28 protein-coding genes are annotated in these 24,415 nt (G+C 73.8%); all 28 read right to left on the reverse strand.

All coding sequences use genetic code 11. The features are described from left to right. Positions 1 to 7 precede the first annotated feature (7 nt). Positions 8 to 232, reverse strand: a complete 225-nt coding sequence (locus ACWIX3_RS08510; RefSeq protein WP_448611637.1) for a hypothetical protein — start codon at positions 230 to 232, stop codon at positions 8 to 10. Next, the gene (locus ACWIX3_RS08515) at positions 229 to 2,508 is read right to left on the reverse strand and encodes a hypothetical protein (protein ID WP_448611638.1); all 2,280 of its coding nucleotides are present in this window, start codon (positions 2,506 to 2,508) and stop codon (positions 229 to 231) included. Before ACWIX3_RS08515 ends, ACWIX3_RS08510 begins: the two co-directional genes overlap by 4 nt. Further along, on the reverse strand, positions 2,489 to 4,531 hold the full coding sequence (gene flhA, locus ACWIX3_RS08520) for a flagellar biosynthesis protein FlhA (protein WP_448611639.1): 2,043 nt from the start codon (positions 4,529 to 4,531) through the stop codon (positions 2,489 to 2,491). Before flhA ends, ACWIX3_RS08515 begins: the two co-directional genes overlap by 20 nt. Positions 4,532 to 4,704: 173 nt before the next feature. After that, entirely contained in the window at positions 4,705 to 5,838 is a 1,134-nt protein-coding gene (locus tag ACWIX3_RS08525) for an EscU/YscU/HrcU family type III secretion system export apparatus switch protein (RefSeq protein ID WP_448611640.1), read from the reverse strand. Between the two features lie 107 nt (positions 5,839 to 5,945). After that, entirely contained in the window at positions 5,946 to 6,710 is a 765-nt protein-coding gene (fliR, locus tag ACWIX3_RS08530) for a flagellar biosynthetic protein FliR (protein ID WP_448611641.1), read from the reverse strand. A 5-nt stretch (positions 6,711 to 6,715) separates the two neighbouring features. Next, entirely contained in the window at positions 6,716 to 6,991 is a 276-nt protein-coding gene (gene fliQ / locus ACWIX3_RS08535; protein WP_448611642.1) for a flagellar biosynthesis protein FliQ, read from the reverse strand. 73 nt (positions 6,992 to 7,064) lie between these two features. Continuing rightward, on the reverse strand, positions 7,065 to 7,901 hold the full coding sequence (fliP, locus tag ACWIX3_RS08540) for a flagellar type III secretion system pore protein FliP (protein WP_448611643.1): 837 nt from the start codon (positions 7,899 to 7,901) through the stop codon (positions 7,065 to 7,067). Further along, entirely contained in the window at positions 7,901 to 8,281 is a 381-nt protein-coding gene (gene fliO, locus ACWIX3_RS08545; protein WP_448612450.1) for a flagellar biosynthetic protein FliO, read from the reverse strand. The genes fliP and fliO overlap by 1 nt, the downstream gene beginning before the upstream one ends. A gap of 88 nt (positions 8,282 to 8,369) precedes the next feature. After that, positions 8,370 to 9,110, reverse strand: coding sequence for a flagellar motor switch protein FliN (fliN, locus tag ACWIX3_RS08550; RefSeq protein ID WP_448611644.1), 741 nt, complete (start codon positions 9,108 to 9,110; stop codon positions 8,370 to 8,372). Then, positions 9,107 to 10,057, reverse strand: coding sequence for a flagellar motor switch protein FliM (locus tag ACWIX3_RS08555; RefSeq protein ID WP_448611645.1), 951 nt, complete (start codon positions 10,055 to 10,057; stop codon positions 9,107 to 9,109). The genes fliN and ACWIX3_RS08555 overlap by 4 nt, the downstream gene beginning before the upstream one ends. A 120-nt stretch (positions 10,058 to 10,177) precedes the next feature. Next, on the reverse strand, positions 10,178 to 10,654 hold the full coding sequence (locus tag ACWIX3_RS08560) for a flagellar basal body-associated FliL family protein (protein ID WP_448611646.1): 477 nt from the start codon (positions 10,652 to 10,654) through the stop codon (positions 10,178 to 10,180). Beyond that, positions 10,647 to 11,573 (reverse strand): flagellar motor protein MotB, encoded by a 927-nt coding sequence (locus ACWIX3_RS08565; RefSeq protein ID WP_448611647.1) that lies wholly within the window; start codon positions 11,571 to 11,573, stop codon positions 10,647 to 10,649. Before ACWIX3_RS08565 ends, ACWIX3_RS08560 begins: the two co-directional genes overlap by 8 nt. A 31-nt stretch (positions 11,574 to 11,604) precedes the next feature. Then, positions 11,605 to 12,375 carry a flagellar motor protein gene (locus ACWIX3_RS08570; protein WP_448611648.1) on the reverse strand — a complete coding sequence of 257 codons (771 nt, stop codon included), beginning with the start codon at positions 12,373 to 12,375 and terminating at the stop codon, positions 11,605 to 11,607. Between the two features lie 3 nt (positions 12,376 to 12,378). After that, positions 12,379 to 12,654, reverse strand: coding sequence for a flagellar FlbD family protein (locus ACWIX3_RS08575; RefSeq protein ID WP_448611649.1), 276 nt, complete (start codon positions 12,652 to 12,654; stop codon positions 12,379 to 12,381). A gap of 317 nt (positions 12,655 to 12,971) precedes the next feature. Further along, positions 12,972 to 14,198, reverse strand: coding sequence for a flagellar hook protein FlgE (locus tag ACWIX3_RS08580; protein WP_448611650.1), 1,227 nt, complete (start codon positions 14,196 to 14,198; stop codon positions 12,972 to 12,974). Positions 14,199 to 14,273: 75 nt separating this feature from the next. Further along, complete coding sequence (locus ACWIX3_RS08585; protein WP_448611651.1) at positions 14,274 to 14,696, reverse strand: flagellar hook capping FlgD N-terminal domain-containing protein; 423 nt, start codon at positions 14,694 to 14,696, stop codon at positions 14,274 to 14,276. Between the two features lie 12 nt (positions 14,697 to 14,708). Next, on the reverse strand, positions 14,709 to 16,037 hold the full coding sequence (locus ACWIX3_RS08590; protein WP_448611652.1) for a flagellar hook-length control protein FliK: 1,329 nt from the start codon (positions 16,035 to 16,037) through the stop codon (positions 14,709 to 14,711). Next, positions 16,034 to 16,993, reverse strand: a complete 960-nt coding sequence (locus ACWIX3_RS08595; RefSeq protein WP_448611653.1) for a transglycosylase SLT domain-containing protein — start codon at positions 16,991 to 16,993, stop codon at positions 16,034 to 16,036. Before ACWIX3_RS08595 ends, ACWIX3_RS08590 begins: the two co-directional genes overlap by 4 nt. Continuing rightward, positions 16,981 to 17,436: a flagellar export protein FliJ gene (locus ACWIX3_RS08600; RefSeq protein WP_448611654.1), complete on the reverse strand. Its 456-nt coding sequence runs from the start codon at positions 17,434 to 17,436 to the stop codon at positions 16,981 to 16,983. Before ACWIX3_RS08600 ends, ACWIX3_RS08595 begins: the two co-directional genes overlap by 13 nt. Positions 17,437 to 17,449: 13 nt before the next feature. Next, positions 17,450 to 18,757, reverse strand: coding sequence for a FliI/YscN family ATPase (locus tag ACWIX3_RS08605; protein ID WP_448611655.1), 1,308 nt, complete (start codon positions 18,755 to 18,757; stop codon positions 17,450 to 17,452). Continuing rightward, positions 18,754 to 19,521, reverse strand: a complete 768-nt coding sequence (locus tag ACWIX3_RS08610; RefSeq protein ID WP_448611656.1) for a FliH/SctL family protein — start codon at positions 19,519 to 19,521, stop codon at positions 18,754 to 18,756. The genes ACWIX3_RS08605 and ACWIX3_RS08610 overlap by 4 nt, the downstream gene beginning before the upstream one ends. Beyond that, entirely contained in the window at positions 19,499 to 20,584 is a 1,086-nt protein-coding gene (gene fliG / locus ACWIX3_RS08615; protein ID WP_448611657.1) for a flagellar motor switch protein FliG, read from the reverse strand. Before fliG ends, ACWIX3_RS08610 begins: the two co-directional genes overlap by 23 nt. Positions 20,585 to 20,657: 73 nt before the next feature. After that, positions 20,658 to 22,250, reverse strand: a complete 1,593-nt coding sequence (gene fliF, locus ACWIX3_RS08620) for a flagellar basal-body MS-ring/collar protein FliF (RefSeq protein ID WP_448611658.1) — start codon at positions 22,248 to 22,250, stop codon at positions 20,658 to 20,660. After that, positions 22,250 to 22,579 (reverse strand): flagellar hook-basal body complex protein FliE, encoded by a 330-nt coding sequence (fliE, locus tag ACWIX3_RS08625; protein WP_448611659.1) that lies wholly within the window; start codon positions 22,577 to 22,579, stop codon positions 22,250 to 22,252. The genes fliF and fliE overlap by 1 nt, the downstream gene beginning before the upstream one ends. Position 22,580: 1 nt before the next feature. Next, a complete protein-coding gene (locus ACWIX3_RS08630) occupies positions 22,581 to 22,985 on the reverse strand; it encodes a flagellar basal body rod protein FlgC (protein WP_448611660.1) in 405 nt (134 codons plus the stop codon). Next, positions 22,985 to 23,332: a flagellar basal body rod protein FlgB gene (flgB, locus tag ACWIX3_RS08635; protein WP_448611661.1), complete on the reverse strand. Its 348-nt coding sequence runs from the start codon at positions 23,330 to 23,332 to the stop codon at positions 22,985 to 22,987. The genes ACWIX3_RS08630 and flgB overlap by 1 nt, the downstream gene beginning before the upstream one ends. 351 nt (positions 23,333 to 23,683) lie before the next feature. Beyond that, the gene (locus tag ACWIX3_RS08640; RefSeq protein WP_448611662.1) at positions 23,684 to 24,031 is read right to left on the reverse strand and encodes a hypothetical protein; all 348 of its coding nucleotides are present in this window, start codon (positions 24,029 to 24,031) and stop codon (positions 23,684 to 23,686) included. After that, positions 24,028 to 24,414 (reverse strand): flagellar export chaperone FliS, encoded by a 387-nt coding sequence (gene fliS, locus ACWIX3_RS08645; RefSeq protein WP_448611663.1) that lies wholly within the window; start codon positions 24,412 to 24,414, stop codon positions 24,028 to 24,030. Before fliS ends, ACWIX3_RS08640 begins: the two co-directional genes overlap by 4 nt. Between the last annotated feature and the right edge of the window lies 1 nt (position 24,415).

The raw sequence follows: 24,415 nt of genomic DNA on the forward strand, positions 1-24,415 counted from the left end.
CCGGGGGTCAGGGAGCGGCGGGGTCGGGGTCCTCGTCGTCGGGGGAGGAGGCCGACGGGAAGAGGGTGGTGGTCCAGCGCAGCAGCGCCACCACACCCCAGCCCGCCGCCAGGCACCACGGCAGCCGGGTGACGACGTCGTGCGTGCCCAGGTCGCCGCGCAGACCGAGGGCGAGCACCGGCAGAGCCAGGAGGAAGGACACGGCCAGCACGTCCCAGCGCAGCGGGCTCATGCCCCCGAGCTCTCCAGTCGCTCGCAGAGCAGCGAGGCCCAGCGGTGCGCGGTCGCCCGCGCACCGTCGAGGAGGGCCACGGGCGTGGAGGTACGGCTGAGCACCGCGGCCGGGTCGGCGGTCAGGTCGGTGTCCTGGACCATGAGCGCGTCCACGCGAGGGAGTGCGTCCAGCCACGGGCCGACGTCCTCGGGCTTGCGGGTGGCCTCGACGACCGCCCACACGCCGACCGGCGCGAACACCGCGACCATCTGCTCCAGCCAGGCGCCCCCACCGGTGCGCAGCGGGACGTCGACGGCGACGATCGTCAGCGCGCTGGACCGGTCCGCCTCCTGCTTGCGCTCGAGGGCGGTGTCGATGCTGGTGATCCGGTTGCCGCGCGGGGCGAGGGCGGCCAGGTCGCCGCGGGAGGCCCACTGCAGCTGCTCGGCATCCAGCCGCAGCGAGGCGGCCAGCGCGCGGGCGGCGGCGAGGGTCTCGACGCCCGGACCGACGACCAGCAGCACCTCGCCCGCCCCGGAGGGCAGCTCGGGAGCGGCCGGCAGGCCGGCGACCAGTGCTCGGGTCAGCGCGGCGTAGGCGCCGAGCCGGGCGACCTGCACGGCGAAGTCCTCGCCGAGCAGCCGCTCCGGCACGCCGAGCTCGAGGAGCCGGACGATCAGGGCGTCCTCGGCCGCACCGGGCCGCGGGCCGCTGTTCCCGCCGGACGTCGACCGCCCGCGGACCGACGGCACCACCATCGGCGCGGACCGGCGCCAGGCGGCAGCGCGCTTGTCCACCGGCAGGCGGGTCACGGTGGCCAGGCGCGCCTCCGTGCTCGGCGGCGCCACCCGGGCGACCGACTGCCCCGGGGCGCGGCCGATGGCCGGCGGCACCGGCGGGCGGGAGAGCAGCGGCGGAACGGCCAGTGCGGTACCGGGCGCCGGCGGCGGCAGCAGGGACAGCGGCGGCAGGATCGTGGTGGCGTCGGCGGGCAGGGGCAGCGGAGCCGGGTCGCTGGCGGTCGGCGCGAGGACCGCGGCCTCCACCTCCCACTCGTCGGCCTCGGCGGTCGCGTCGACCCACACCGGGATCTCGGCGGTGTGGGCCTCGGGGAAGGCGTCGCCCCATGCGTCGTCGGCGGCGGCCTCGTGCTCGGCCGGCGAGGGGCCGGCCAGCACGCCGCGCAGCAGCTGGGTCAGCGCCGCGTCGGACGTGTCGTGCGCCAGCGCCGCGCGCAGCACCTCGGCGATCGCCTCCTCGCGGGAGGTGATCGGCCCGGTGCTGAAGTCGGGTTCGTGCACCCACTCGGGCACGGCGACCGGCTCGGGCTGCGGCGCCGCGGCCGGCACCGGCGGGACGGCGACAGCGACCGGCTGCGGAGCGGGGGCGGGCCGCGGGGTCGGGGCCGGCGGGACGGGGGCCGGCGCAGCAGCAGGGGCGGGCGTGGGAGCCGAGCCCCAGAGGATGTCGAGCCCCGCGTCGTGGTCCTCGTGGTCGTCGCGGTCCTCGTGGTCGTCGTGGTCCTCGTGGTGGTCGTGGTCCTCGGACCGGACGGCCACCGCGGGCGCTGGGGCAGCGGCGGGCGCCGGCGGGACCACGCGCGCCGGCGCGGGAGCGGGCGCCGGCGCAGCAGCCGCGGGGGCGGGAGACGGAGCCGCAGCGGCGACGGGCGCGGGGGCCGGCGCGGCACGTCGGGCGGGCGGGGGAGCCGGTGCGGCGGCCGGGGCGGGTGCGGCGGCCGCGACGGCGGCGACCGCCTCGTCCACGGCCCCGCGCACGTCGACGTCCCGGGCCACCATCTGCGCCAGCGCCGCGGTGAACGGCGAGGGCGGCAGCGCGGCGTCGTCCACCACGGGAGCAGCCGGGGCCGGGGTCGGCGCCGGCGCCGGCGGAGCACCGGGAGCCGGAGCCGGGGTCTTGCGGAAGCCCTTCGCCGCAGCCGGACGGGCGGCGCGCGGCGCGGAGGTCCGCGAGTACAGCCCCACGGAGGGCTGGCCGGCGCCGCCGAGCAGGTCGGCGACCTCGTCGACCGGGTCGGGCAGCACCGGGTCGCGGCGCAGCGCGGCCTCGATGCGGGCCATCGACTCGGCCTTCGACGCGGGCCGGCGCTCGACGACGGGCGGCGGGGCGGCCTCCTCCACCTCGGCGACGAAGCGCTCGGTGGTGAAGAAGCCCATCACCCCACCGGTGCGGACGCGGCGGATGCCGACGATCCGGACGGACGAGCCGTACTTCTCCCGCGCGGCGGCGATAGCGCCCTCGCGGGAGGCGGCCTCAACGGACGGCAACGGCACCGTTCACCACTCCCAGTGACTCGATCTGGGCCGTGCGGGAGACCTCCGTGTAGGAGATCACCGGCAGGCGGGGAAGGACCTGACGCATCAGCCGGGACAGCGCGGCCCGGACCTGGGGCGAGCACACGAGCACCGGGGCCAGCCCGAGCCCCTCGGCGTCGGTCAGCAGGCCGGAGCAGCCGTTGACCAGCGCGTCGACCGTGCCGGCGTCCAGGGCCAGGACCTGACCGCCCTCGCTCTGCCGCACGGCCTCGAGCAGGCGCTGCTCGAACGCCGGGTCGAGGGTCATGACGTGCAGCCGCTCGTCGGCCGTGACGTAGGGGTGGCTGATCGCCGACCCGAGCGCCGCCCGGGCGGCCTCTACCAGGCCGTCGACGTCGGTGGAGACCTTCGCCCGGACCGAGAGCGCCTCGAAGATGCGCACCAGGTCGCGGATGGAGACGTTCTCCTCGAGCAGCCCGTGCAGCACCCGCTGGATCTCGCCCAGCGTGAGCAGCGTCGGGGTGAGCTCCTCGACGACGATCGGGTGGGTCCGCTTGACCATCTCGACCAGCAGCCGCACGTCCTCCCGGCCGAGCAGGTCGGCGGCGTTCTGCCGGACGACCTCGGCCAGGTGGGTGGTGATGACCGAGGAGCGGTCGACGACGGTGGCACCGGCCATCTCGGCCTGCCGCTGCAGCTCGACGGGCACCCACTTCGCGGGCAGTCCGAACACCGGCTCGCGGGTGGCCCGGCCGGGCAGACCGTCGAGCATGTCGCCGATCGCCAGGACCGTGCCGGCGGGCGAGGTGCCCTTGGCCGCCGGCACGCCGTTGAGCCAGATGACGTACTGCGAGGCGGGCAGGTCCAGGTTGTCCCGGGTGCGCACCAGCGGGATGACCAGCCCGGTCTCCATGGCGACCTTCCGGCGCAGCGCCTTCACCCGGTCGAGCAGGTCGCCGCCGCGGGAGGCGTCCACCAGGTCGACCAGGTCGAAGGCCACCTCGAGCTCCAGCGGGTCCACCCGCATCTTCTCGGCGATCGCCTCGGGGGAGTCCGGCTTCGGCTCGTCGTCCACGGCGGCCTGCGGGTCGGCGTCCTCGTCGACGTCCACGGTGTCCTGCATGCGAGCGGCCATCAGCAGGAACAGCCCGCCGATGAGCAGGAACGGGAGCTTCGGGAGGCCGGGGATCAGGCACAGCGCCAGGGACGCGCCGCCGGCGATCCGCACCGGCTGCCGGAAGCGGCCCAGCTGGGCGAGCAGGTCCGAGCCCATGTCCCCGTCGGAGGCCGAGCGGGTGACGATGATGCCGGTCGCGGTGGACAGCAGCAGCGCCGGGATCTGGGAGACCAGGCCGTCGCCGACGGTCAGCAGCGAGTAGGTCGAGACGGCGTCGGCCGGGGCCATGCCCAGCTGCACGACGCCGATGGCCATCCCGCCGATCAGGTTGATCAGCGTGATGATGATGGCGGCGATGGCGTCGCCCTTGACGAACTTCGATGCACCGTCCATCGAGCCGTAGAAGTCGGCCTCGGCGGTGACCTCGGTGCGCCGCCTGCGGGCCTGCTTCTCGTTGATCAGCCCCGCGTTGAGGTCGGCGTCGATCGCCATCTGCTTGCCGGGCATGGCGTCGAGGGTGAAGCGGGCGCCGACCTCGGCGACGCGGCCGGCACCGTTGGTGATGACGACGAACTGGATGATCGTCAGGATCACGAAGATCACCAGGCCGACGATCAGCGAGCCGCCGATCACGAAGTGCCCGAAGGCCTCGATGACCTTGCCGGCGTAGCCGTCGGTCAGCACCAGCCGCGTCGAGGAGACGTTGAGCGCCAGCCGGAACAGCGTCGCGATGAGGATCAGCGACGGGAAGACGGCGAAGTCCAGGGGCCGCTTGATCTGCATGGAGACCAGCAGGATCAGCAGCGAGGCGGTGATGTTCAGGCCCAGCAGCAGGTCCAGCACCGCGGCGGGCAGCGGCACGACCAGCATGAGGACGATGGCCACCACGCCGATCGGGACGGCGGCCTTCGTCAGTTTCTGCACGGACCCCTCATCGGCAGAGCGCCCACCCCGGGGCACCGCCGTCCGTCCCAGCCGTCACGCCCGTCCCGGCCGCCCCGCCGGCCCTCCTGGAGTGGAAGGACCCTCTTGCCCCCGCCACGCGCAAGCTCGCGGCGGGACCCTGCAAGAGGGTGCGGGGGCAGGAGGGTCCGCTGTCAGCGGCGGGCGCCTGCCCGGGGGAGTCCCTCCACGTCCGGCGCGGCGAAGCCGGGCCGGTGGAAGCCGCCGCGCACGCCGCGGGCCGACAGCTGCATGACGAACGCCAGCACCCGCGCGACCGCGGTGAACAGCTGCGCGGGCACCTCCTGGCCGAGCTCGCACGAGGCGTGCAGCGCGCGGGCCAGCGGGACGTCCTGCACCAGCGGCACCCGCGCCTCCGCAGCCCGCTCGCGCAGCTTGGCGGCGACCTCGTCGGCGCCCTTGGCCACCACCCGCGGGGCGCCGCGGTCGGCCTCGTACCTGAGCGCGACGGCGACGTGGGTGGGGTTGACCAGCAGGACGTCGGCGGTGGCGACCTCGGCCATCATCCGGTTGCGCGACATCGCCATCTGCGTGGCCCGGCGCTGGGCCCTGACGTGCGGGTCGCCCTCGGAGTTCTTGTGCTCCTGCTGGATCTCGTACTTGGTCATCTTGAGCTTCTGCATCGTCTGCCGGCGGACGACGACGTAGTCGGCGACGGCGATCACCAGGCCGGTGACCGCCACGACGCGGATCATGAGGACGGCGGAGTCGGTGAAGGTCGCGGTGATCGCCGAGAGCGGCAGCGCCCCTGCCGACGACACCAGTTCCTGGGCCCTGTCGCTGGTGACCACCACGACGGTGCCCAGGGCCGCGGTCTTGATGACCGCCTTGGTCGCCTCCCAGAGCCCGTGGGTGCCGAACATCCGCTTGATCCCCGGGAAGGGGTTGAGCTTCTTCAGCGTCGGCTTCATCGGCTTGCCGGTGACGTGCACACCGCCCTGGACGGCGGACGCGGCGACGCCGACGACCATGAGGGCGACCGCCATCGGCAGGACGACGGTGACGAAGGTGCTCAGCGCCTGGCCGAACAGGGCCGTGACCTTCTCGATCCCCGGGTCGTCCACGACCACGCCGACCTGCACGAACATGCGGCCGACCTCGTCGAAGGCGTTGCGCACCAGCATCGGCAGCAGGAAGCTCGCCGCCGCGGCGCCGACCCACGTGCCCAGCTCCTGGGTCCGCGGGATCTGCCCTTCCTTGCGCGCCTTCTTGAGGCGCTGGGGAGTGGGGGCCTCCGTCTTCTCCCCACCCGGTCCGTCCTTGGCCACAGCTCACCTCCTCCCGGGACGGGCGGGACCGGCGGTCCCGCACGCGGGGGAGGGCGCAGCCGTGCGGGCTCGCCGGGGGGACGGCGGCGTTCGACACCCGTCCACCGTCACCCGCTCCGGAGGGAGACCATCGCCCGGGCCGCGTGCTCGAGCAGCGAGTCCAGGGCCGGGGGCAGCAGGGGGAAGGTCAGACCCAGCAGGGTCATCGTCAGCAGGATCTTCACCGGGAAGCCGAAGGAGAAGATGTTCAGCGCGGGTGCGGCGCGGGACAGCAGCGCGAGCGCGACGTCGGCGAGCAGCAGCACCGCCACCATCGGCCCGGCGATCTGCAGCGCGGCCAGGAACATCATCGACAGCGCGGTGATGAGCACCTGCGCCAGTTGCTCGGTGGGCACCGACCCGCCGACCGGCATCCCCTCGTAGGAGGTGGCGAAGCCGCGCACGATCAGCAGGTGGCCGCCGCTGGTGAACAGCAGGGTCGTCGCCAGCAGGTAGTGCAGCCGGCCGACCGAGGAGCTGGTCGTCATCGACAGCGGGTCGTACGCCGGCTGCAGGGAGAAGCCGCCGGTGAGGTCGATGAGGTCGCCGGCGTACTGGACGGCGGCGAACAGCACGTGGACGACGAAGCCCAGTGCCGCGCCGATGGCGACCTCGGTGATCGCACCGACCACGAGGAAACCCGTGGTCGGCTCGGGCAGCCCCGGGGCGATGCGGGTCATCAGCGCGACCGACAGGGCCAGCGCCAGTGCCCCCTTCACCGGGGCCGGGATGCTCTTGGAGTTGAACGGCGGGGCCAGCAGCACGAAGCCGGCGGCGCGGGCGGTGCCGAGCAGCAGCGCCGCCATGGTGCCCGCCGGGACCTCGAGGTCCACGGTCGCTACGTCCGGTCGAGCAGCCGGGGCAGCGAGTCGAACAGGCCCTGGGTGAAGGTCACCAGCTCGGAGAGCACCCAGTTGCCCGTGACCAGCAGCGCGATCGCCACCGCGATCATCTTCGGCACGAAGGAGAGCGTCGGTTCCTGGATCTGCGTCGCGGCCTGGAACAGCGAGATGAGGAAACCCACCAGCAGCGCGGTCAGCAGCACCGGGGCGGCGACCTTGGCAGCGACCAGCATCGTCTGGACGGCGATCTCGGTGACGTCGGCGTCGCTCACGACGACTCCTCGCCGGCGCTCGTCGCCGCCGCCCGCGGCGCTGCTGTGCTCGTCGACGAGCTCGCGAGCTCGCTCATCCGTAGCTCCCCACCAGCGCCGTCGTGATCAGCGCCCAGCCGTCGACCACCACGAAGAGCAGCAGCTTGAAGGGCAGGGAGACGATCACCGGCGGCACCATCATCATGCCCATCGACATGAGCGCGGCGCTGACCAGCATGTCCAGCACCAGGAACGGGATGAAGACGACCAGCCCGATGATGAACGCGCTCTTGAGCTCGGAGAGCACGAACGCCGGGACCAGCGTCGTCATGCTCACCGCGGCGGCGTCGGTCGGGGCCTCCTCGCCGGAGAGCCCGACCATCAGAGCCAGCTCGTCCTCGCGGGTGTTGTCGAGGAGGAATCCCCTCAGCGGGACGACACCGACGTCGTAGGCCTGCGACACCGTCATGGCGCCGTTCAGGTACGGCTGGACGGCGGACTCGTTGATGTCGGACAGCACCGGGCCCATGACGAACAGCGTCAGGAACAGCGCGATGCCGGTGAGCACGGTGTTGGGCGGTGACATCTGCATGCCCAGCGCGTTCCGGGTCAGGGAGAGCACCACGATGATCTTGGTGAACGACGTGGCCAGCAGCAGCACCGCCGGCGCGACCGACAGCACGGTGATCGCGAGGATCAGCGTGATCGAGGTGCTGGGGCTGCCGCCGCCGATGGAGATGTCCACGCCGCCGTCGACCGTGGGGACGACGGGAGCGGTCGGGGCCGTCGGCTCGACCGGCGCGGTCGGGGCGGCGGACGCCGGGCCGGCCAGCAGCGCGAGCACGACGCCGAGCAGCGCCGCGAGCAGCAGCACCAGCCCCACGCGCCGGGCGACCGGGACGCCCCGGACGGGAGCGGGGGAGGAGGTCATCAGCGGCGGACCGTCCGCTCCCGCAGCTGGGAGACGAACGTCGTCCACCCGTTGCGGTCGAACACCGAGCCGGCGAGCGCGCCGGGGGCGCCGGCCCCGGCCGGCTGCGCGACGGCGAGCCGTCGCTCGGCGATCGCCTCGTCGACGACGTCCCCGTCCACCTCGGCGAGCAGGGTGACCTGCTCCTCGGTGGAGCCGACGACCAGCACGCGGCCGGCGATGCGGACGACGCTGACGCTGCTGGCCCGTCCCATGCGCTGCCGGGCGACCACCTCGATGAGGCCGTTGCCCTGGCCGAGGCCGCGCTTCTGCGCGACCCGCGCGGCGAACCAGAGGACGAAGCCGATGAAGGCCAGTGAGAGCACCAGCCGGATGACCATCCACGTCACGGTGACTCCTCGCCGGCGCTCGTCGCCCCCGTGCGGAGGCGTGCGGTGTCTGCCCATGACCTCGCGAGGTCGGTCATGCCTACTGGGCTCCGATCTCGGAGGCGGCGTCGGTGACGATCTCGCTGATCCGCAGGCCGAAGTCCTCGTCGACGACGACGACCTCGCCGCGGGCGATCAGGGTGCCGTTGACCAGGAGGTCCGCCGGGGCGCTGGCGGCGCGGTCGAGCTCGACCACCTCGCCGGGGTGCAGCGAGAGCAGCTCGCCGACGGTCATCCGGGTGCGGCCGATCTCGACGGTGACCTCCATGGCCACGTGCCGCAGCAGGTCCAGGCTGCCGCGCTGGGCGCGTGCCTGCGGCAGCGTCACCTGCAGCGCGAAGACCGCCTCGACGGTGCCGTCCCCGGCCAGCAGCGGGACGGCGACGAACATGCCCTTGTCGCGCAGCCCGTCCATCGCGGTGTCCGGGTCCTCGGTGCGCTCGGCGTCGACGCGCACCCGGCCCAGCGTGGCCGCGGCGGCCTCGAGCGCCGGGCGCAGCGCGGTCGCGACGTCCATCGGGCCCACGGGGGAGTTGGCGAGGGCGTCGACGACCTCGGCGGAGAGGACGAGGACGACGTCCCCGCTGACCTCGCCGGACAGCCGCGCGGCGACCGCGGCGGCGGCCGTGGCCGGCGCGAGGACGGCGTCGGGGTCGCTGACCGGCGCCCCGGGGACGAGCTCGGCCGTCGCCGGCACCAGCGCGGCCGCGGCCCGGGCGGCGGAGGCCACGACGGCGATCACGGTCTCGGATGCCTGCGAGTGGTCCACGGTGGCGGTCATGCGGTGTCCTTCTGGGCTGGGGTCTGGGAAGCCGGGATGGGGACGATGGCGGCGGCCAGCCGGCGGCGGTGGTTGCTGGCGATCGCGTACGCGAAGGTCACGTCGTTGGTGGTGACCTCGAGCGGGGCGTCCTGCGGGTGGCGCAGCAGCAGCACGTCACCGACCGCGAGGGAGAGCAGGTCCTCGGAGGAGACCTCGAGCGGCGTGAACCGCACACCGACGTCCACCGGCACCTGGGTGAGCCGCTCGTTGAGGGCCTCGAAGGCGCGGCGCCGCTTGGCCTGGGCCGACTCCGACAGCTGTGGCGAGGCGGCGTTGTTCAGCGGCACCTGGAAAGAGGAGAAGGGCAGCACCAGGGTGGCCTCGCCGGTGCGGCTGCCGATCCCCATGGTGTAGGAGGCCACCATCACGGTGTCGGAGCCGGCGGCGGCCTGCGCCAGCTGGGGGTTGTACTCGATCTCGCTGAGCTCGGGCTGCAGCTCGATGATGTGGGAGAAGGAGGCGGCGAACTCCTGCAGCAGCCGGCCGAGCAGGTGGTTGGTGATCGCCGTCTCCATGACCGTCATCGGCCGGTCGGGCTGGTCGGCCGACCCCGAGCCGCCGAGCATGTGGTCGACGGCGGCCATCGCGATGTGGAGCGGGTAGGCCAGCACGCCCTTGCCGGCCAGCGGCTCGATCGTGAAGGTCGCGAGGAAGCAGGGGTCCGGCAACGAGGCGACGTAGTCGTCGTAGGAGTGCTGCTCGATGCTCAGCAGCTCCAGTCGCGCGCCGGCCCGGAGCATGGTCGTGAGGACCGTCGTCGTCTGCCGGGCGAACGCCTCCTGGGCGATCTGCAGCACCCGCACGTGCTCCCGGGAGAGCTTCGTGGGGCGGCGGAAGTCGTAGGTGCGGGGTTCGCCGCGGCGGCTGCGCCCGGTGCGGGCGGGTCCGTTCTCGGGGCGGGTCACGCACTGGTTCATCGGCGGGGAACGAGTCCGCCCTGACCGGCGGCGCGGGACGCTGCCGGTCAGGGCGGACGGGTGTGACAGGTGGGGCGAGAGAGGCTCACCGAGGGTGTGCCCCCGTGGTCACTGGGTGACGTACTCCGTGAGGTAGACGTGCATGACCATCGGGACGCCGTCCTCGGTGTAGGCCTCGACGATCTTGTGCTCGAGGGCCTCCTTCAGCGCGTCGCGGGCGCCCACGACGTCGGCGGGCTGGGCCTGCGAGTAGGTCGAGATCAGCAGGTCGAGGGCCTTGGACCCGTCGACGCCGCCGCTGCCGTGCCCACCGCTGGCGGCGGCCGCGGTGTACTCCAGGGTGATGCCGATCTTGAGGTAGCCGCCACCGGCGAGGTTGACCGCGACCGGCTCCAGCGCGGTGTAGCCGCCGTGCTCGGGCTCCGCGGCCGCCTCGGCCTCCCCGCTGCCGGCGAACAGGAAGAAGTACGCGGCGCCGGCGACCGCGAGCAATGCGACCAGGCCGATGAGGAGGAGCTTCTTCTTGCCGCCGCCCTTGGCCTCGTCGTCCTCGGGGGTCTCGTCCTTCTTCTTCTTGTCAGCCATGGGTCTCCTCCTGAGGGGTGCCGGCGTCAGGTGTCCCGGCGTCGAGTCCGGGGAGCAGTTCCTTGGCCTCGGCGGAGGCGTCGGACAGGACCACCACGTCGACGCGGCGGTTGACGGAGATGGAGTTCGGGTCCGTCGGCGGGACGAGCGGCCGGGTGTCGGAGTAGCCGTTGGCGACCATCCGGGCGCCCGGGACGCCGTCGGTCGTCAGGTACCGGACGACGGTGGTCGCGCGGTAGGCCGACAGCTCCCAGTTCGACGGCCACGGCCCGCCGGGGGTGACCGGCAGGTGGTTGGCGTGGCCCTCGACGCCGAGGGAGTTGGGCAGGTCGCGCAGCGTGGGGGCGATGGCGTCGAGGATCTGCCGGCCCTCGGGCCGCAGCACCGCCTGCTCGGCGTCGAACAGGACCTGGTCGGCCACGATGTGCACGACCAGCCCCCGCTCGTCGATCTCGAAGCGGGCCGCGCCGGCGTGGCCGGCGGCGGCCAGTGCGGCCTCGATCTGCTCCCGCACCTCGGAGAGCTCCTGGTACTCGGCCCGGGCCTCGGCGGCGACCTGCTGGGCCTCGGCGAGCGCGGCCTGCGCGGCAGCGGCGTCGACCTCCGCCTGCGCGACGGTCTCCTCCGGGGCGATGGCCGAGGCGATGTCGATCGCCCCGGGCAGGCCGTCGAGCACCGAGCCCTCCGGCGTCGCGCCCGGCTGCACGGTGATCGGGCCGCCGAAGCTCGCCGCCAGGCCCTTGGCCAGCGCCGCGAACTTCTGCTGGTCGACCTGGCTCATCGCGTAGAGGACCACGAACAGCACGAGGAGCAGCGTCATCATGTCCGCGTAGGACACCAGCCACCGCTCGTGGTTCTCGTGCTCCTCCTCCTCGTGCTTCTTGCCGCGCCGGCGGCCACCGTGGCCGCCCGAACTCACAGCGCCTCCCCGGGTGGGCTCGCGAGCTCGCTCACGCGGCCTCCCTGGCCAGCTCGCTCGGCGGGATGAGGGAGTTGAGCTTGAGGCGGACCGCGCGCGGGCTGGTGCCGGCCTGGATCTCGGTGATGCCCTCGACGAGGAGCTCCATCTGCGCGGCCTGCAGCTCGCTGACCCGCAGGATCTTGGCGCCCATCGGCAGGAACCAGAAGTTCGCGGCCATGACGCCCCACAGCGTCGCGACGAACGCCGCGGCGATCATCGGGCCCAGCGACTCCGGGTTGCTGAGATTGCCCATCACGTTCATGAGGCCGACGATGCAGCCGACGATGCCGATGGTCGGGGCGTAGCCGCCCATCGCGTTCATGAACTTGGCGGCGACCTTGTCCTCCGCCTTCTTGGCGGAGATCTCGCTCTCCAGGACGGCGCGCAGCTCCTCGGGGTCGGTGCCGTCGATGCCCATCTGCAGGCCGCGCTTGAGGAACGGGTCCTCGATCGCCTTGACCTGCGCCTCCAGCGCGAGCAGGCCCTCCTTGCGGGCCTTCTCGGCGAGGCTCACCAGGGTCTGGATCTGCTCGGTGGCCGGCGGGACCTTGGCCGGCATCACGGCCATCTTGAACCAGGCGGGCAGCTTCTTGAGGTCGTCCATCGTCTGGCTGGACATCGCCGCGCCGAAGGTGGCGACGATGACGAGGATGATCGCGGGGATGAAGAGCAGCGACGTCGGGTCGGCACCCTCCATGATCATGAAGATCAGGAGCGCGACGAGCGAGACGACGAACCCGATCAGGGTGGCCGGATCCACGGGTCAGCGCTCCTCGCGGGCCGGGAAGGGGACGACGGCGGCGTTCCCGTCGACCTCCTCCGTCCGGGACGGCGTGCGGTAGGTGCCACGGTCCATCTCGTAGGCGGTGGCCAGGATGCTGGCGCGGTACTCGCGGATCTCCACGAGCACCTCCTCCACGCTCTCCGTGACGATGTACTTGGTGCCGTCGACCAGGAAGACGACGGTGTCGGGATGGCCCTCGACCCGCTCGACGAGGTCGGGGTTGAGCGCGAACCGCTCTCCGTTCAGGCGCGTCACACGGATCACGGGAGGTCCTCTTGCTCGGTCGGGGAGGGGATGACGGCGACCGCTCGCGGGGTCGCCGGTCTGTCGTTGTCTTCGGCCTGGCGCGGGCCCGCCTTGAGCCGAACAGGCCGCCTCACCCCCGGGGGTGAGGGGTGTGACCTGCGTGGACGCCGGGGCGCCCCGACGACGGCGGCCCGGCCCCCGCAGTGCGGGGACCGGGCCGCGCGGCCTCCCTCCAGGGGCCCGCCGACCCCGTCCAGGGCACCGCCCCGAGCGTGCGAGGGGTGGGGAGGACGGGATCCTTCTACGAGTGGGGAGGAGGGAGGTCCTTACCGCTTGAGGTTGACGAGGTCCTGCAGGACCTCGTCGGAGCTGGTGATGACGCGGCTGTTCGCCTGGAAGCCGCGCTGGGCGACGATCAGCCCGGTGAACTCCTCGGCCAGGTCGACGTTGGACATCTCCAGCGCGCCGGCGATGAGCGTGCCGCGGCCACCGCCCGCGGGCTCGCCGATGGCCGGCTGCCCGGAGTTGTCGCCGACCCGGAAGGAGCTGTTGCCGGCCTTCGCCAGGCCCGCGGGGTTCGCGAAGGTGGCCAGGGCCAGCTTGCCGATCGGCTCGCGCAGGTTGTTGGAGTAGACGCCCATGACGGTGCCGTCGCCGCTGAGCGAGATGGACTGCAGGCTGCCCATCGCGTTGCCGCCCACCCGCGCCGGCGTGAGCCCGGAGGGGCCGCCGAACTGGCGGAGGTCGGCCAGGTCGATGGTGATGGTGCCCGGCCAGCTGCCGGCCATGGAGGCGTCCGGCGTGATCTGGAAGGTCCGCGACGCCGTGGGGAGGGTGCCCTCGACCGGGTCGAACACGAGCGGGTCGGCGGTGCTGGCGAGGACGGTGTCGTTCTCGTCGCGGGCGACGACCTCCCAGGTGTTGTCGCCGGTCTTGGTGAACGACAGGCTGATCTGGTGCGGCGTCCCGAGGGCGTCGTACATCGTCATCTGGGTCTGCACGCCGGTGTTCGGGGCCGCCGCGCTGGACAGGTTGCCGACGACGGCGCCGTTGTCGGTCTCGGTCGGCTGCATGACGTCACCGAACGGGACCCTCAGCGGGCGGATCGGGCCGTTGGTGTTCACGACGCCGTCGTCGGCCATCCAGCCCTGCAGCATCGCGCCGTCCGGGGTGACCAGGTTGCCCGCGGCGTCGTAGCTGAACGACCCGGCGCGGGTGTAGAGCTGCTCGTTGCCTGCCTGGGTGACGAAGAACCCGTCGCCGCTGATCATGAAGTCGGTCGAGCGGCCGGTGTTCTGGGCCGAGCCCTGCTCGAAGTTCGTCGTGATGCCGGCGACCTTCACGCCGAGACCGACCTGGGCGGGGTTGGTGCCACCGGCCTGCGCCGTCGGTGCGGAGCCGTTGCGCATGACCTGGGACAGCGTGTCCTCGAAGACGGTCGTGCTGCTCTTGTAGCCGACGGTGTTGACGTTGGCGATGTTGTTGCCGGTGACGTCGAGCTTGGTCTGGTGGGCGCGCAGACCGGCGATCGCGGAGTTCATGGAACGCAGCATGGGAAGGGGCTCCTCAGGAGGGGGACGGCCGGGAGGGGCGGCGATCTCCGCGGAGATCGCCGGGGGGACTGCGGGTCAGCGGGTGGCGGGCAGCGAGACCTCGGTGAGCCGGCCGAGCGGGACGTCGACGCCGCCGACGACGGCGCTGGGCTCGTCGCCGGTGATCTTCACCGAGCCGACGGTGCCGGTGACCGTGGCGCCGGCACCGTCGGTGTAGCTCACCGTGTGGCCGACGAGGGCACCGGCGGACAGCGAGCGCTGCAGCGCCACCAGTGAGGCGTTCTGCGCGGCGATCTCCTCGAGCTTCTCCACCTGCGTGAAGGTCGCCGTCTGCGACATGAACTCGGTGGTGCTGGCCGGGCTGTTCGGGTCCTGGTAGCGCATCTGGGCGACCAGCAGCTGCAGGAACACGTCCTTGCCCATCTGGTCGGTGCGGGTCACCGTGCTGGTGGCCGGTGCGGTGGCGGCGCCGCCCACCCCGGCAAGGGGACTGGTCATCGGTCGCTCCTCTCAGACCCGGACGTCCAGGCCGGACGACGGGGTGGCGGTGGTCCCGGGGGCGGGGCGGTCCGGGTCGGCCTCGGCGCCGCGCAGCCACGGCCGGCTGCGGCCGTCGGGCTGCCCGTGCTGGCCGGCCCGGTCGCCGGCGGCCTGCTGCTGGGCCGAGGCCCACGACGCTCCGGCGTCCCGGTCGACCGAGGCGTTGGTGCAGGTCAGGCCGGCGCCGGCCAGGTCGCGGCGCAGATCGGGCAGGGCGTCGAGCAGCGCGGCGCGGCCGGCCTCGGTGGCGCTCTTCAGCGTGAGGTCCACCGAGCCCTGGCTCAGGGTCACCTGGACCTCGACCGGCCCGAGGGTCTCGGGGGTGAGCACCACGGTCATGGTGTGCGTGCCGTCCGGGCCGGTGCGCAGGACGGCGACCTGCTGCGCGACCTGACCGGCGACCGGCGGTGCCGGTGCCGGCGGGGTGGCCGGTGCGGCGGTCGCGGCCGGCGTCGCCGTGGGAACGGCCGGGGCTCCCGTCGCGGCCGTCGCGGCGGTCGCGACGGTCGCGGCGGCACCGGGGGCCGGGGGTGGGGGTGGAGCGGGCGGGGCGTCCTGGTCGGGAGCCGAGCCGGTGTCGGTGCCCGCGCCGTCGGCCGGAGCCGGGGCGGCGGCGGGTCGGGGGAGCGGGACGACGCTGTCGGGGGCCGCGAGTTCCGGCGCCGTCGGTGTCACGGGCGTGTCCGCACCGGCGAGCACGACGGTGATCCCCGGGAGCGGGTCGGCGGTGGCGGTCGCCGGGGTCGGCACGGGGGTGCCGGACAGGACGGCGTCGGCTGCCGGGGCGTCCGGGACGGGGACCGCGGCGGCCGGGAGCCCGGTCGTGCCGGGCGCGGGCACTCCGGTGGGCGGCACCGCCGCGGGGACGCCGTCCTGTGGCACGGACGGCGCGGCAACGGGTGCCACGGGCGGTGCGGTCGCGGGACCGGCGGCGGCAGACGCCTCCACGACCGCGGAGCCGGCGGCCGCGTGCCCGACGGCGTCCGCCGGTCCGGTCGCGCCCGGACCGATCCCGGTGAGCAGCGCCCACAGGCTCGGGGGCATGCCGGCGCCGGAGACGGCCGGCTCGATCACGGGCTGCTCGCCGTCCGGGGCGTCCGGGGCCTCGGGAGCCGACCCGGCGGGGGTCTCCTCGCTCGTCGCGGCGCGCTCCTGGCCACGGGGGCCGTCCTGCCCGCGCGACACCGCGTCGTCGAGGGCGGAGGCGAAGCGCTCCGCGCCGCCGGGGGCGTCGGTCGCGGCCGAGCTCGCGGCGGCAGGTGCGGGCGCCGGCGCAGCCGTTCCCAGGGGCGTCGTCATCGGAGGGCCGCTGCCTTGCTCATCACGTTGCGCACGTAGTCCTGGGTCTCGGAGTAGGGCGGGATGCCGCCGTGGCGTCGGACGGTGCCGGGCCCGGCGTTGTAGGCGGCCAGGCCCAGCTCGGTGGACCCGAACTGCTCCGTCAGGTCGGCGAGGTAGCGGGCCGCACCGTCGACGGCCGAGGCCGGGTCGAACGGGTCGACGCCCAGGCCCTCGGCGGTGGCCGGCATGAACTGCATGAGGCCCTGCGCGCCGGCGGGGGAGACCGCCGAGGCGTCGAAGCCGGACTCCTGCTGCGCGACCGCGGCGAGCAGGGCCGGGTCGACGTCGTGCCGGCTGCCGGCCCGGGTGAACAGGTCGGCGTACGGGACGCCGGACAGCGACGCGGCCGACGGCGCACCCGGCGCGGCGGCGGAGGTGGACTGGGCCGGCAGCACCCGGCGGATGACCGACGGGTTCCCGACGTCCTGGACCTTGACGACCTCGCCGGCCTGCGGGGCGGCGATCATCTTGCCGTCGCCGACGTAGATGCCGACGTGGTCGATCCCGGGACGGCCCGAGGAGTGGTCGAAGAACACCAGGTCGCCGGGGCGGGCCTCGGCCAGCGAGGCGACCGCGGTCCCCGCGGTGGCCTGCTGCGAGGAGGTGCGCGGCAGGTCGATGCCGAGGTTGCCGTAGACGAGCTTGGTGAAGCCGGAGCAGTCCAGGCCCTTGGCCGGGTCGGTGCCGCCCCACAGGTACGGGACGCCGAGGTACCTGCGCGCCTCGGTGACGACGGCACTCTCCGAGGCGCTGCTGGCCGTGCCGGTGCTCGTCGCGGAGGTGGCGCTGGTGCCGGTGAGCCCGGCGGCGGTGGCGGCCGCGGTCCAGTCGGCGGAGGCCGCCGGGCGGGGCGCGGTGAGGAAGCGGGCCTGGATCTCGCTGATCCGGGACTGCACCGCGGTCAGTCCGTCCACGCCGCCTCCCCGTCGGTGCGGGTGCGGCGGCCGGAGCGGCCGGTGACGAGGTCGTCCACGGTCCTCTCCTCGGCAGCCTGCTCGGCCAGTCGCACCGCCTGGAGGTGTCGTTCTCGCAGCCGCTCGAGCCCCTTGGTGCGCTGTGCGGCCGATGTCCACGCCGCGCGGACGAGCTCGGCCTGCTCGGCGGACGCGGTCGCCAGCGCCCGGGCCGCGGCAGCGTCCTCGGCGGCCAGCCGGCCGAGCACCATGGCGGCGGCGAAGGCGCCGGGGGTGACCGGGCCCGTGGGCAGCACCGCGGCGACCGCGGCCTCGGCCTCGGTCGCGCGACGGTCGGCGTCGGCGGCGGCGCGAGCGGCCTCGGCCGCGGCCAGCGCGGCTGCGCGCTCCTCCGTGCGCCGCAGCTCGAGGACCGGTTGCAGCCGGAAGGCGGCCCGCTTCACCGGCCGGCCGAGGTCATGCCGACCTCACGATGCGGTTGAGCCACACCCACGACTCGCCGGCGGCGGTGAGCTCGCCGGTGGGCTGCTGCAGGAACGACTCGATGGCCGGCGCCAGCTGGCGGGCGCGGTCGACCAGCGGGTCGGTCCCGGCCTGGTAGGCGCCGATCTCGATGAGCTCCTTGACGTCGCGCAGCGCGCCCAGGAGCCGGCGCACCTCGCGGGCGTCGGCCATCTGCGCCGGCGGGACGACCGCGGTGGCCACGCGGGAGATCGACTCCAGCACGTCGATCGCCGGGAAGTGGCCGGCGGTCGCGAGCTTGCGGGTGAGGACGACGTGCCCGTCGAGGATGGACCGGGCGGTGTCGGCGATGGGCTCGTTGTGGTCGTCGCCGTCCACCAGCACGGTGTAGAGGCCGGTGATCGAGCCGACCGACGCCGTCCCGGCCTTCTCCAGCAGCTTGGGCATCATCGCGAAGACGCTCGGCGGGTAGCCGCGGGTCGCCGGCGGCTCGCCCGCTGACAGGCCGACCTCCCGCTGGGCCATCGCGGTGCGCGTGATCGAGTCCATCATCAGCAGCACGTCGCGGCCCTGGTCGCGGAAGCCCTCGGCGATCCGGGTGGCCACGAACGCCGCCTTCAGCCGCACCAGCGGGGGCTCGTCGGAGGTGGCGACGACGACGACGGTGCGCGCCATGCCCTCCTCGCCGAGGTTCTCCTCGAGGAACTCGCGCACCTCGCGGCCACGCTCGCCGATCAGGCCGATGACCCGGACGTCGGCGTCGGTGCCGCGGGTGATCTGGGCCAGCAGCGTCGACTTGCCGACGCCGGAGCCGGCGAAGATGCCCAGTCGCTGGCCCTTGCCGAGGGGCACCATCGTGTCCAGCACGCGGACGCCGGAGGTCAGCGGCTCCTCGACGCGGGTGCGCGTGAGGGCGTGCGGCGTCTCGCTGGCCAGGTCCACCCACTCCAGCGACCGGGCCAGCGGCGGGCCGCCGTCCACCGGCCGCCCGAGGCCGTCGAGGACCCGGCCGAGCAGCGCCTCGCCGACCGGGACCTGCAGCGGCATGCCCGTGGCGCGCACCCGGGCGCCGGCGTGCACGCCGGAGAGCTCGCCCAGAGGCATGCAGGTCAGCCGCTCCCGGGAGACGGCGACCACCTCGGCGAGCAGGCCGCCGTGCGGCGACGGGTTGATCTCCACGAGGTCGCCGACCGCGGCGACGACGCCCTCGACGGAGAGGGTCAGGCCCATCGCGCCGACGACCGAGCCGGTCACCTGCGGGCGGGCAGCCGCGCGGGCGCGGTCGAGCAGGCCCAGCGTCACGGCGCCAGCACCGCCCGCACGCGCTCCAGCGCGGCCCCCAGCTGGGCGTCGACGCGGGTGGCACCGGTCTCGGCGACGGCGCCTGCGCGCTCGACGGAGAGGTCGCCGACGACCCGGACGGTGTCCGGCAGCTCGGCCAGCGCCTCGGGGGGCAGCTCGGCGAGGTCGTCGGGGTGCAGCCGGACGACGGTGGGCGCGTCGGCCGGGCGCAGCGTCAGCGCCCGGCGGACGGCGTCCACGACGGGGGAGTCGGCCAGCGCGAGCTCGCGGCACAGCACGTCCTCGACGAGGGTCAGCACGATCGTGATGACCGAGTCGCGGACGTCCTCGGCGACCGGCAGGGCGGCCTGCTCGAGCTGGGTGACCGCCGCGCCGAGCGCCGCGGTGGCCGAGACCATCCGACGTTCCCACCGGGCCTGCACCTCGGCCAGGCGCGCCTCGGCGGCGCGCTCGGCCTCGGCGACGACCGCGCCGGCGGCCTTGCTGCCCTCGGCGTGGCCGGCGGCGTAGCCCTCCTGGCGGGCGTGCTCGCGCAGCCGGGCCAGCTCCTCGGCGTAGACGTCGCCGAGCCGGAACGACGTCCGGCCGCCGGGGACCGGCACGTCGGCCGCGCGGCGGACCGTCGTCCGCCGCTCGCCGGTCGGCTGGGGCGGGACCGGCACCGCGCGGGTGTAGGGAGCGCGCGGTGCGGCCTGCGCGGCGGTGCCGCCGCGCAGCAGCGCGGACTCCCGCGCCGACGACTCACGCGACGAAATCGTCCTCACCGCCCCGCGAGATGGTCAGCACGCCCTGCTCCTCGAGGGTGCGGATGACACCGACGACCTTGGCCTGCGCCTCCTCGACCGTGCGGGTGCGGACCGGGCCGAGCAGCTCGATCTCCTCGGCGAGGTTCTCCGCGGCGCGCTCGGAGAGGTTCCGGACCACCTTGTCGCGGACGTCGGGGCGCACGCCCTTCAGCGCGGTCGCCAGGTCGTTGGCCTCGACCTCGCGCAGCACCAGCTGCAGCGAGCGGTCGTCGATGGTGACTATGTCCTCGAAGACGAACATCTGGGCGCGGACCTGCTCGGCCAGCTCCGGGTCGGTGCTGTCGAGCCACTCGAGGATCGAGCGCTCGGTCGGCCGGGGCGAGCGGTTGATGATCTCGACGAGGGTCTCGACGCCGCCGACGGTGCTCATGTCCTGGTGGGCCAGCAGCGAGCCCATCCGGCGGCCGAGCTCCTCCTCGACCAGGCGGACCATCTCCGGGGAGGTGCGGTCCATGGTCGCGATGCGGTGCGCCACCGCGGCCTGCTGCTCCGGGGCGAAGCCGGAGAGCACCTCGGCCGACTGGGCGGCGGTCAGGTGGGCGAGCACCAGGGCGATGACCTGCGGGTGCTCGTCCTTGAGGAAGGTGACCAGCTGGCGGACGTCGGCGTTGCGCAGCGAGGCGAAGGGCACCTCGGTGTAGACGACGTTGAGCCGGGACAGGATGCCGTCGGCCTTGTCCTCACCGAGGCCGGCTGCGAGGATCTCGCGGGCGAACTCGACGCCGCCCCGCCCCACGAACCGCTGGGCGGTCATGAGCTGGTGGAACTCGTCGAGGACGCCGTCGACGTCGTCGGGCTCGACCGAGCCGATCTTCATCAGCTCGCGGGTCACCAGCTCGACCTCCCGCGGGCGGAGCTTCGCCAGCAGCGCGCCGGCCTCCTCCTTGGAGAGCTGGGCGATGAAGACCGCGGCCTTGCGCAGGCCCGGCATGTCCGACCGCTCCCGCACGGCGGGGAGGACGGCGGTCTGCGCGGCGGCAGGGGCCATGCCGACCATCTGCTCGACGGACGCAAGGGTCACGGCTTCTCCTCGCTGACGCTCGTCGGAGCTGCGCCCCGGGGTGCTCTGTCATCTCGTGACCTCGCCAGCGCGGTCACTTCACACCGCTCTCGCTCAACCAGCCGCGCAGCATGGCGGCCACCTCGTCCGGCTTCTCGCTGACCATCGTGGCGATCTCGCCGCGGATCCGGGCCCGCTCGGCGGCCTCCAGCTCCAGGGCGGCGTTGTCGACGACCGGTGTCGCCCGCGTGCTCTCGATGCGGATCCGGTCGAGCTCGGCCATCACGTCGTCGGCGAGCTCCAGGGCCTCGTACTCCTCCTCCTCGTCGTCCTCCTTGCGCCGCGAGCGCAGCCAGACGACGAGCACGAGCAGGGCGACGCCGAGGGCGATGCCGCCGGTCCTGATCAGCGACCACATCTGGGCCTGCCGCTCGGCCTCCTCGGCCGCCGCGAGCTCCTCGGCCGCGGCGTCGGCCGCACTGGTGTCGAAGGCCATGGAGGCAACGGTGATGTCGTCACCGCGGGCGATGTCGAGGCCGACGGCGTTGCCGATCAGGTCCTGCACCTGCGCCTGGTTGAGGTTGCCGGCGACCGCCGCGTCCATGACGACGGAGACGGTGAGCCGGTTGATGGTGCCGGGCGCGGCCTCGACGGTCTCCACGGTCGTGCCGACGGCGTTGTTCGAGGTCGTGGACTCCTTGTTGTACGTGGAGTCGCCGGTCCCGGCCCCCGCGTCGGCCTGGTTCTCCGGGCCGAGGATGCCGCCGACCGCGGCGCCGTTGCCGGCGTACTCCTCGGTCGTCGTGCTCTCCGAGATGGGTGGGGTGCCCTCCTCGAAGGTGTGCGTCTCCGAGGTGGTGCTGCGCTGGGAGAGGTCGAGGTCGGCCCGCACCGAGACCTCGGCGCGGCCCGGCCCGAGCACCCGGGCGAGGATGGCCTCCGCGTTGGCGGCCAGCCGGTCCTCGTAGTCCTGCTCCAGCTGCGAGCGGGCGTCGCCGGCGGCCGCGGTCACGCCCTGGCCGGGGGCCGAGAGCACCGTGCCGGCGGAGTCGGCGACGGTGACCTGCTCGGGGTCCATGCCCTCGATGCTCGAGGAGACGAGGTTGGTGACCGCCTGCACCTGGCCGCTGGCCAGCGAGGCGCCCGGCGCCAGGTCCAGCAGCACCGAGGCGGTGGGCTCGGCCTCGTCGGAGGCGAACACCTCCTCCTCGGGCAGCGCCAGGTGGACGACGGCGGTGCGCACGCCCTCCAGCGACTCCAGGGTCGCCGACAGCTCCTCCTGCAGGGCGCGCTGGTAGGTGACCTGCTGCTGGAACTCGCTGGTGGTGATGCCCTGCTCGTCGAGCAACGCGTAGCCGGTGTCGTTGCCCGCGGGCAGGCCCTTGCCGCTCATCGACAGCCGCAGGTCGTAGACCTGCTCGTTCGGCACCATGATCGTCCCGCCGCCGTCGGCGAGCTCGTAGGCGACGCCGGCCGCGTTGAGCTCGTCGACGATCGCCGACGCGTCGGTCGAGGCCAGGTTCGAGAACAGCGGGGCGTAGGTGGGGGCCGTGATCCACCGGTAGAAGAAGAACCCGCCGAGGACCAGCCCGGCGGCGAGCAGACCGATGACGACCTTCTGGCCGAGGCTGATCGTGGAGAGCGCGGAGCGGATCCGCTCCAGCGGCCCGGCGAGGGCAGCAGGCATCAGACCGGCATCCTCAGGATCTCGTTGAAGGCCTCGACGGCCTTGTTCTTGATGGTCACGACCATGTCGGTGGCGAGCCTGGCCTCGTTCGCGGCGATCATGTAGTCGTGCACGTCACGCAGGTCGCCGGTGGCGGCCTGGACGGCGAGGCCGTCGGAGGTCGCCTGCTTGGCCTGCAGCTCTTCCAGCGAGGACACCAGGACCGACGCGAAGCCGTTGTCGCCGGCCGCGGTGGTCTGCGCGACGTCCGGTGTGGCCGCCGCTCCGGTGACCCCGGACAGGCCGGTGATCGCCGTGGGGAACGAGATGCCGCCGATGGGGGAGGTCATGTCAGCCCTTCCCGAGCTGGAGTGCGGCCTGGTAGGCGTTCGTGGCGCGCTCGACGACGGCGAGGTTCGCCTGGTAGCCGCGCTGGGCCATGATCAGCTGGGTCATCTGGTCGCCCAGGTCGATGTCCGGGTACTTCACGTAGCCGTTGGCATCGGCGAGCGGGTGGTCGGGCTCGTGGACCATCCGGCCCTCCGCGCTGCCGTACTCGGCCCGGGCCACGCGGACCCCGCCCTCGCCGGAGCCGTAGTCGACGGCCTGCGCCACGATCAGGCGCTCCTGGAACGCGTCCTGGTCGGTCGAGGTGACGTCGTTGATGTTGGCGATGTTGTCCGAGACGGCGTCCAGCCACTTGCGGTGGACGAGCAGCCCGGAGCCCGAGATCCCGAGCGAGTCGAACGTGCTCATCAGGTGGTCCGCAGCGCGGTGCGCATGACGTTGTACTTGCCGTCGAGGGCGTTGAGCGCCAGCTGGTAGCGCAGCCCGGTCTCGGTGGCGATGACGGTCTCGGCGTCGAGGTTCACGTTGTTCCCGTCCATCCGGGTCGGCTCCAGGGAGCGGCGGACCGTGCCGGTCGTGGCGGTCGGCGTCTGGCCACCGGCCAGAGCGCCGCGCAGGCCGGTTTCGAAGTCGACGCGGCCGGCCAGGAAGCCGGGGGTCTGCAGGTTCGCGATGTTGTCGGCGGTGACCCGCTGCCGCTGGGCGAGCCCGCTCAGGGCGGAGTGCAGGGCCGACGAGGTGACGTCGCCGATCACCGGGCGGTTCCTCGGGCAGGGCAGCAGGACACGATCGGCCTCCGGGTACGCAGGAGACACTCGCGAGCGAGTGAGTGGTTCGCCGATCCGTGGCGAGAGGTGCGCTTTCCGTGCTCTGCAGTCATCGGCACCGGCCCACCGGCCCCTGACCGCGCGGCCTCCACAGGAGTGGTGCGAGTACGCCGATGGGGTGGACGTGCCGACTGTGACTCGCGGTGCGTCGCGGGGCGGGCGGGTCACGACGACGCCGTCCCGCCCGGGGACGACGAAGCCCCCCGGGGCGCCGGTGGTGGCGCCACGGGGGGCTTCGGGTGCTCGTCCGCGCCGGGCTCAGCGGGACGTGCTGTCGGGCTAGAGCGCCCGGTCGATGTAGGAGGCGACCGGGCGGGGCGGGCCGTAGGACATCCGGGCGGCGACGTCGCGCTGCCGGCGGGACTGGATGATCCGCTCGACGAGCTCCTCGGCGACGGCGAGCTGGTGCTGCAGCAGCCGGGCGGCGCGCTCGCGGAGGTCCTCGGGCACCGGGCCCAGGCCGGACGGCGGGCACCAGTCCTCCGCCCGTCGTCCCCAGGCGGCGATCTCGTCCTCTCGGTCGGACCGGAGCGTGGACTCGGCGGCCAGCACCTCGCCCTCGAGCTCGTCGAGGACGGTGGCCCAGTCCGACGGCCGGTCCCCGCCGGGAGGACGGGGGCCGGTCACGCCGGAGCCGCGGTCAGGCTGGCGGCGGCCTGCCGCCAGGCGTCACGCAGGGGCTCGACCACCTGCAGGCAGGAGGCGACGCGGTTGCGGTCGGCCTTGACGTTGGCCTGCACCAGCTCGCCGAGCAGCCAGCTGTAGAGCGCGGCCAGGCGGGGGCCGCTCTCCCACGCATCGACCTGCAGGCTGCTGCGCAGCTCGAGGACGATGTCCTGGGCGTGCTGCAGCTGGAGGTTGGCCTCGGCCCGGTCGCCGGCGGTGAAGGCTGCCTGGGCGCGCTCGAGGTCCAGGGCCAAGCGGTCGTAGAGCATGACCAGCAGGCGCTGCGGGGATGCGGTGGTGACGGCATCGCCCATGTACCGGGCGCGGAGGGACGCGGCACTCATC

This window comes from Geodermatophilus sp. URMC 60, from assembly GCF_053502585.1.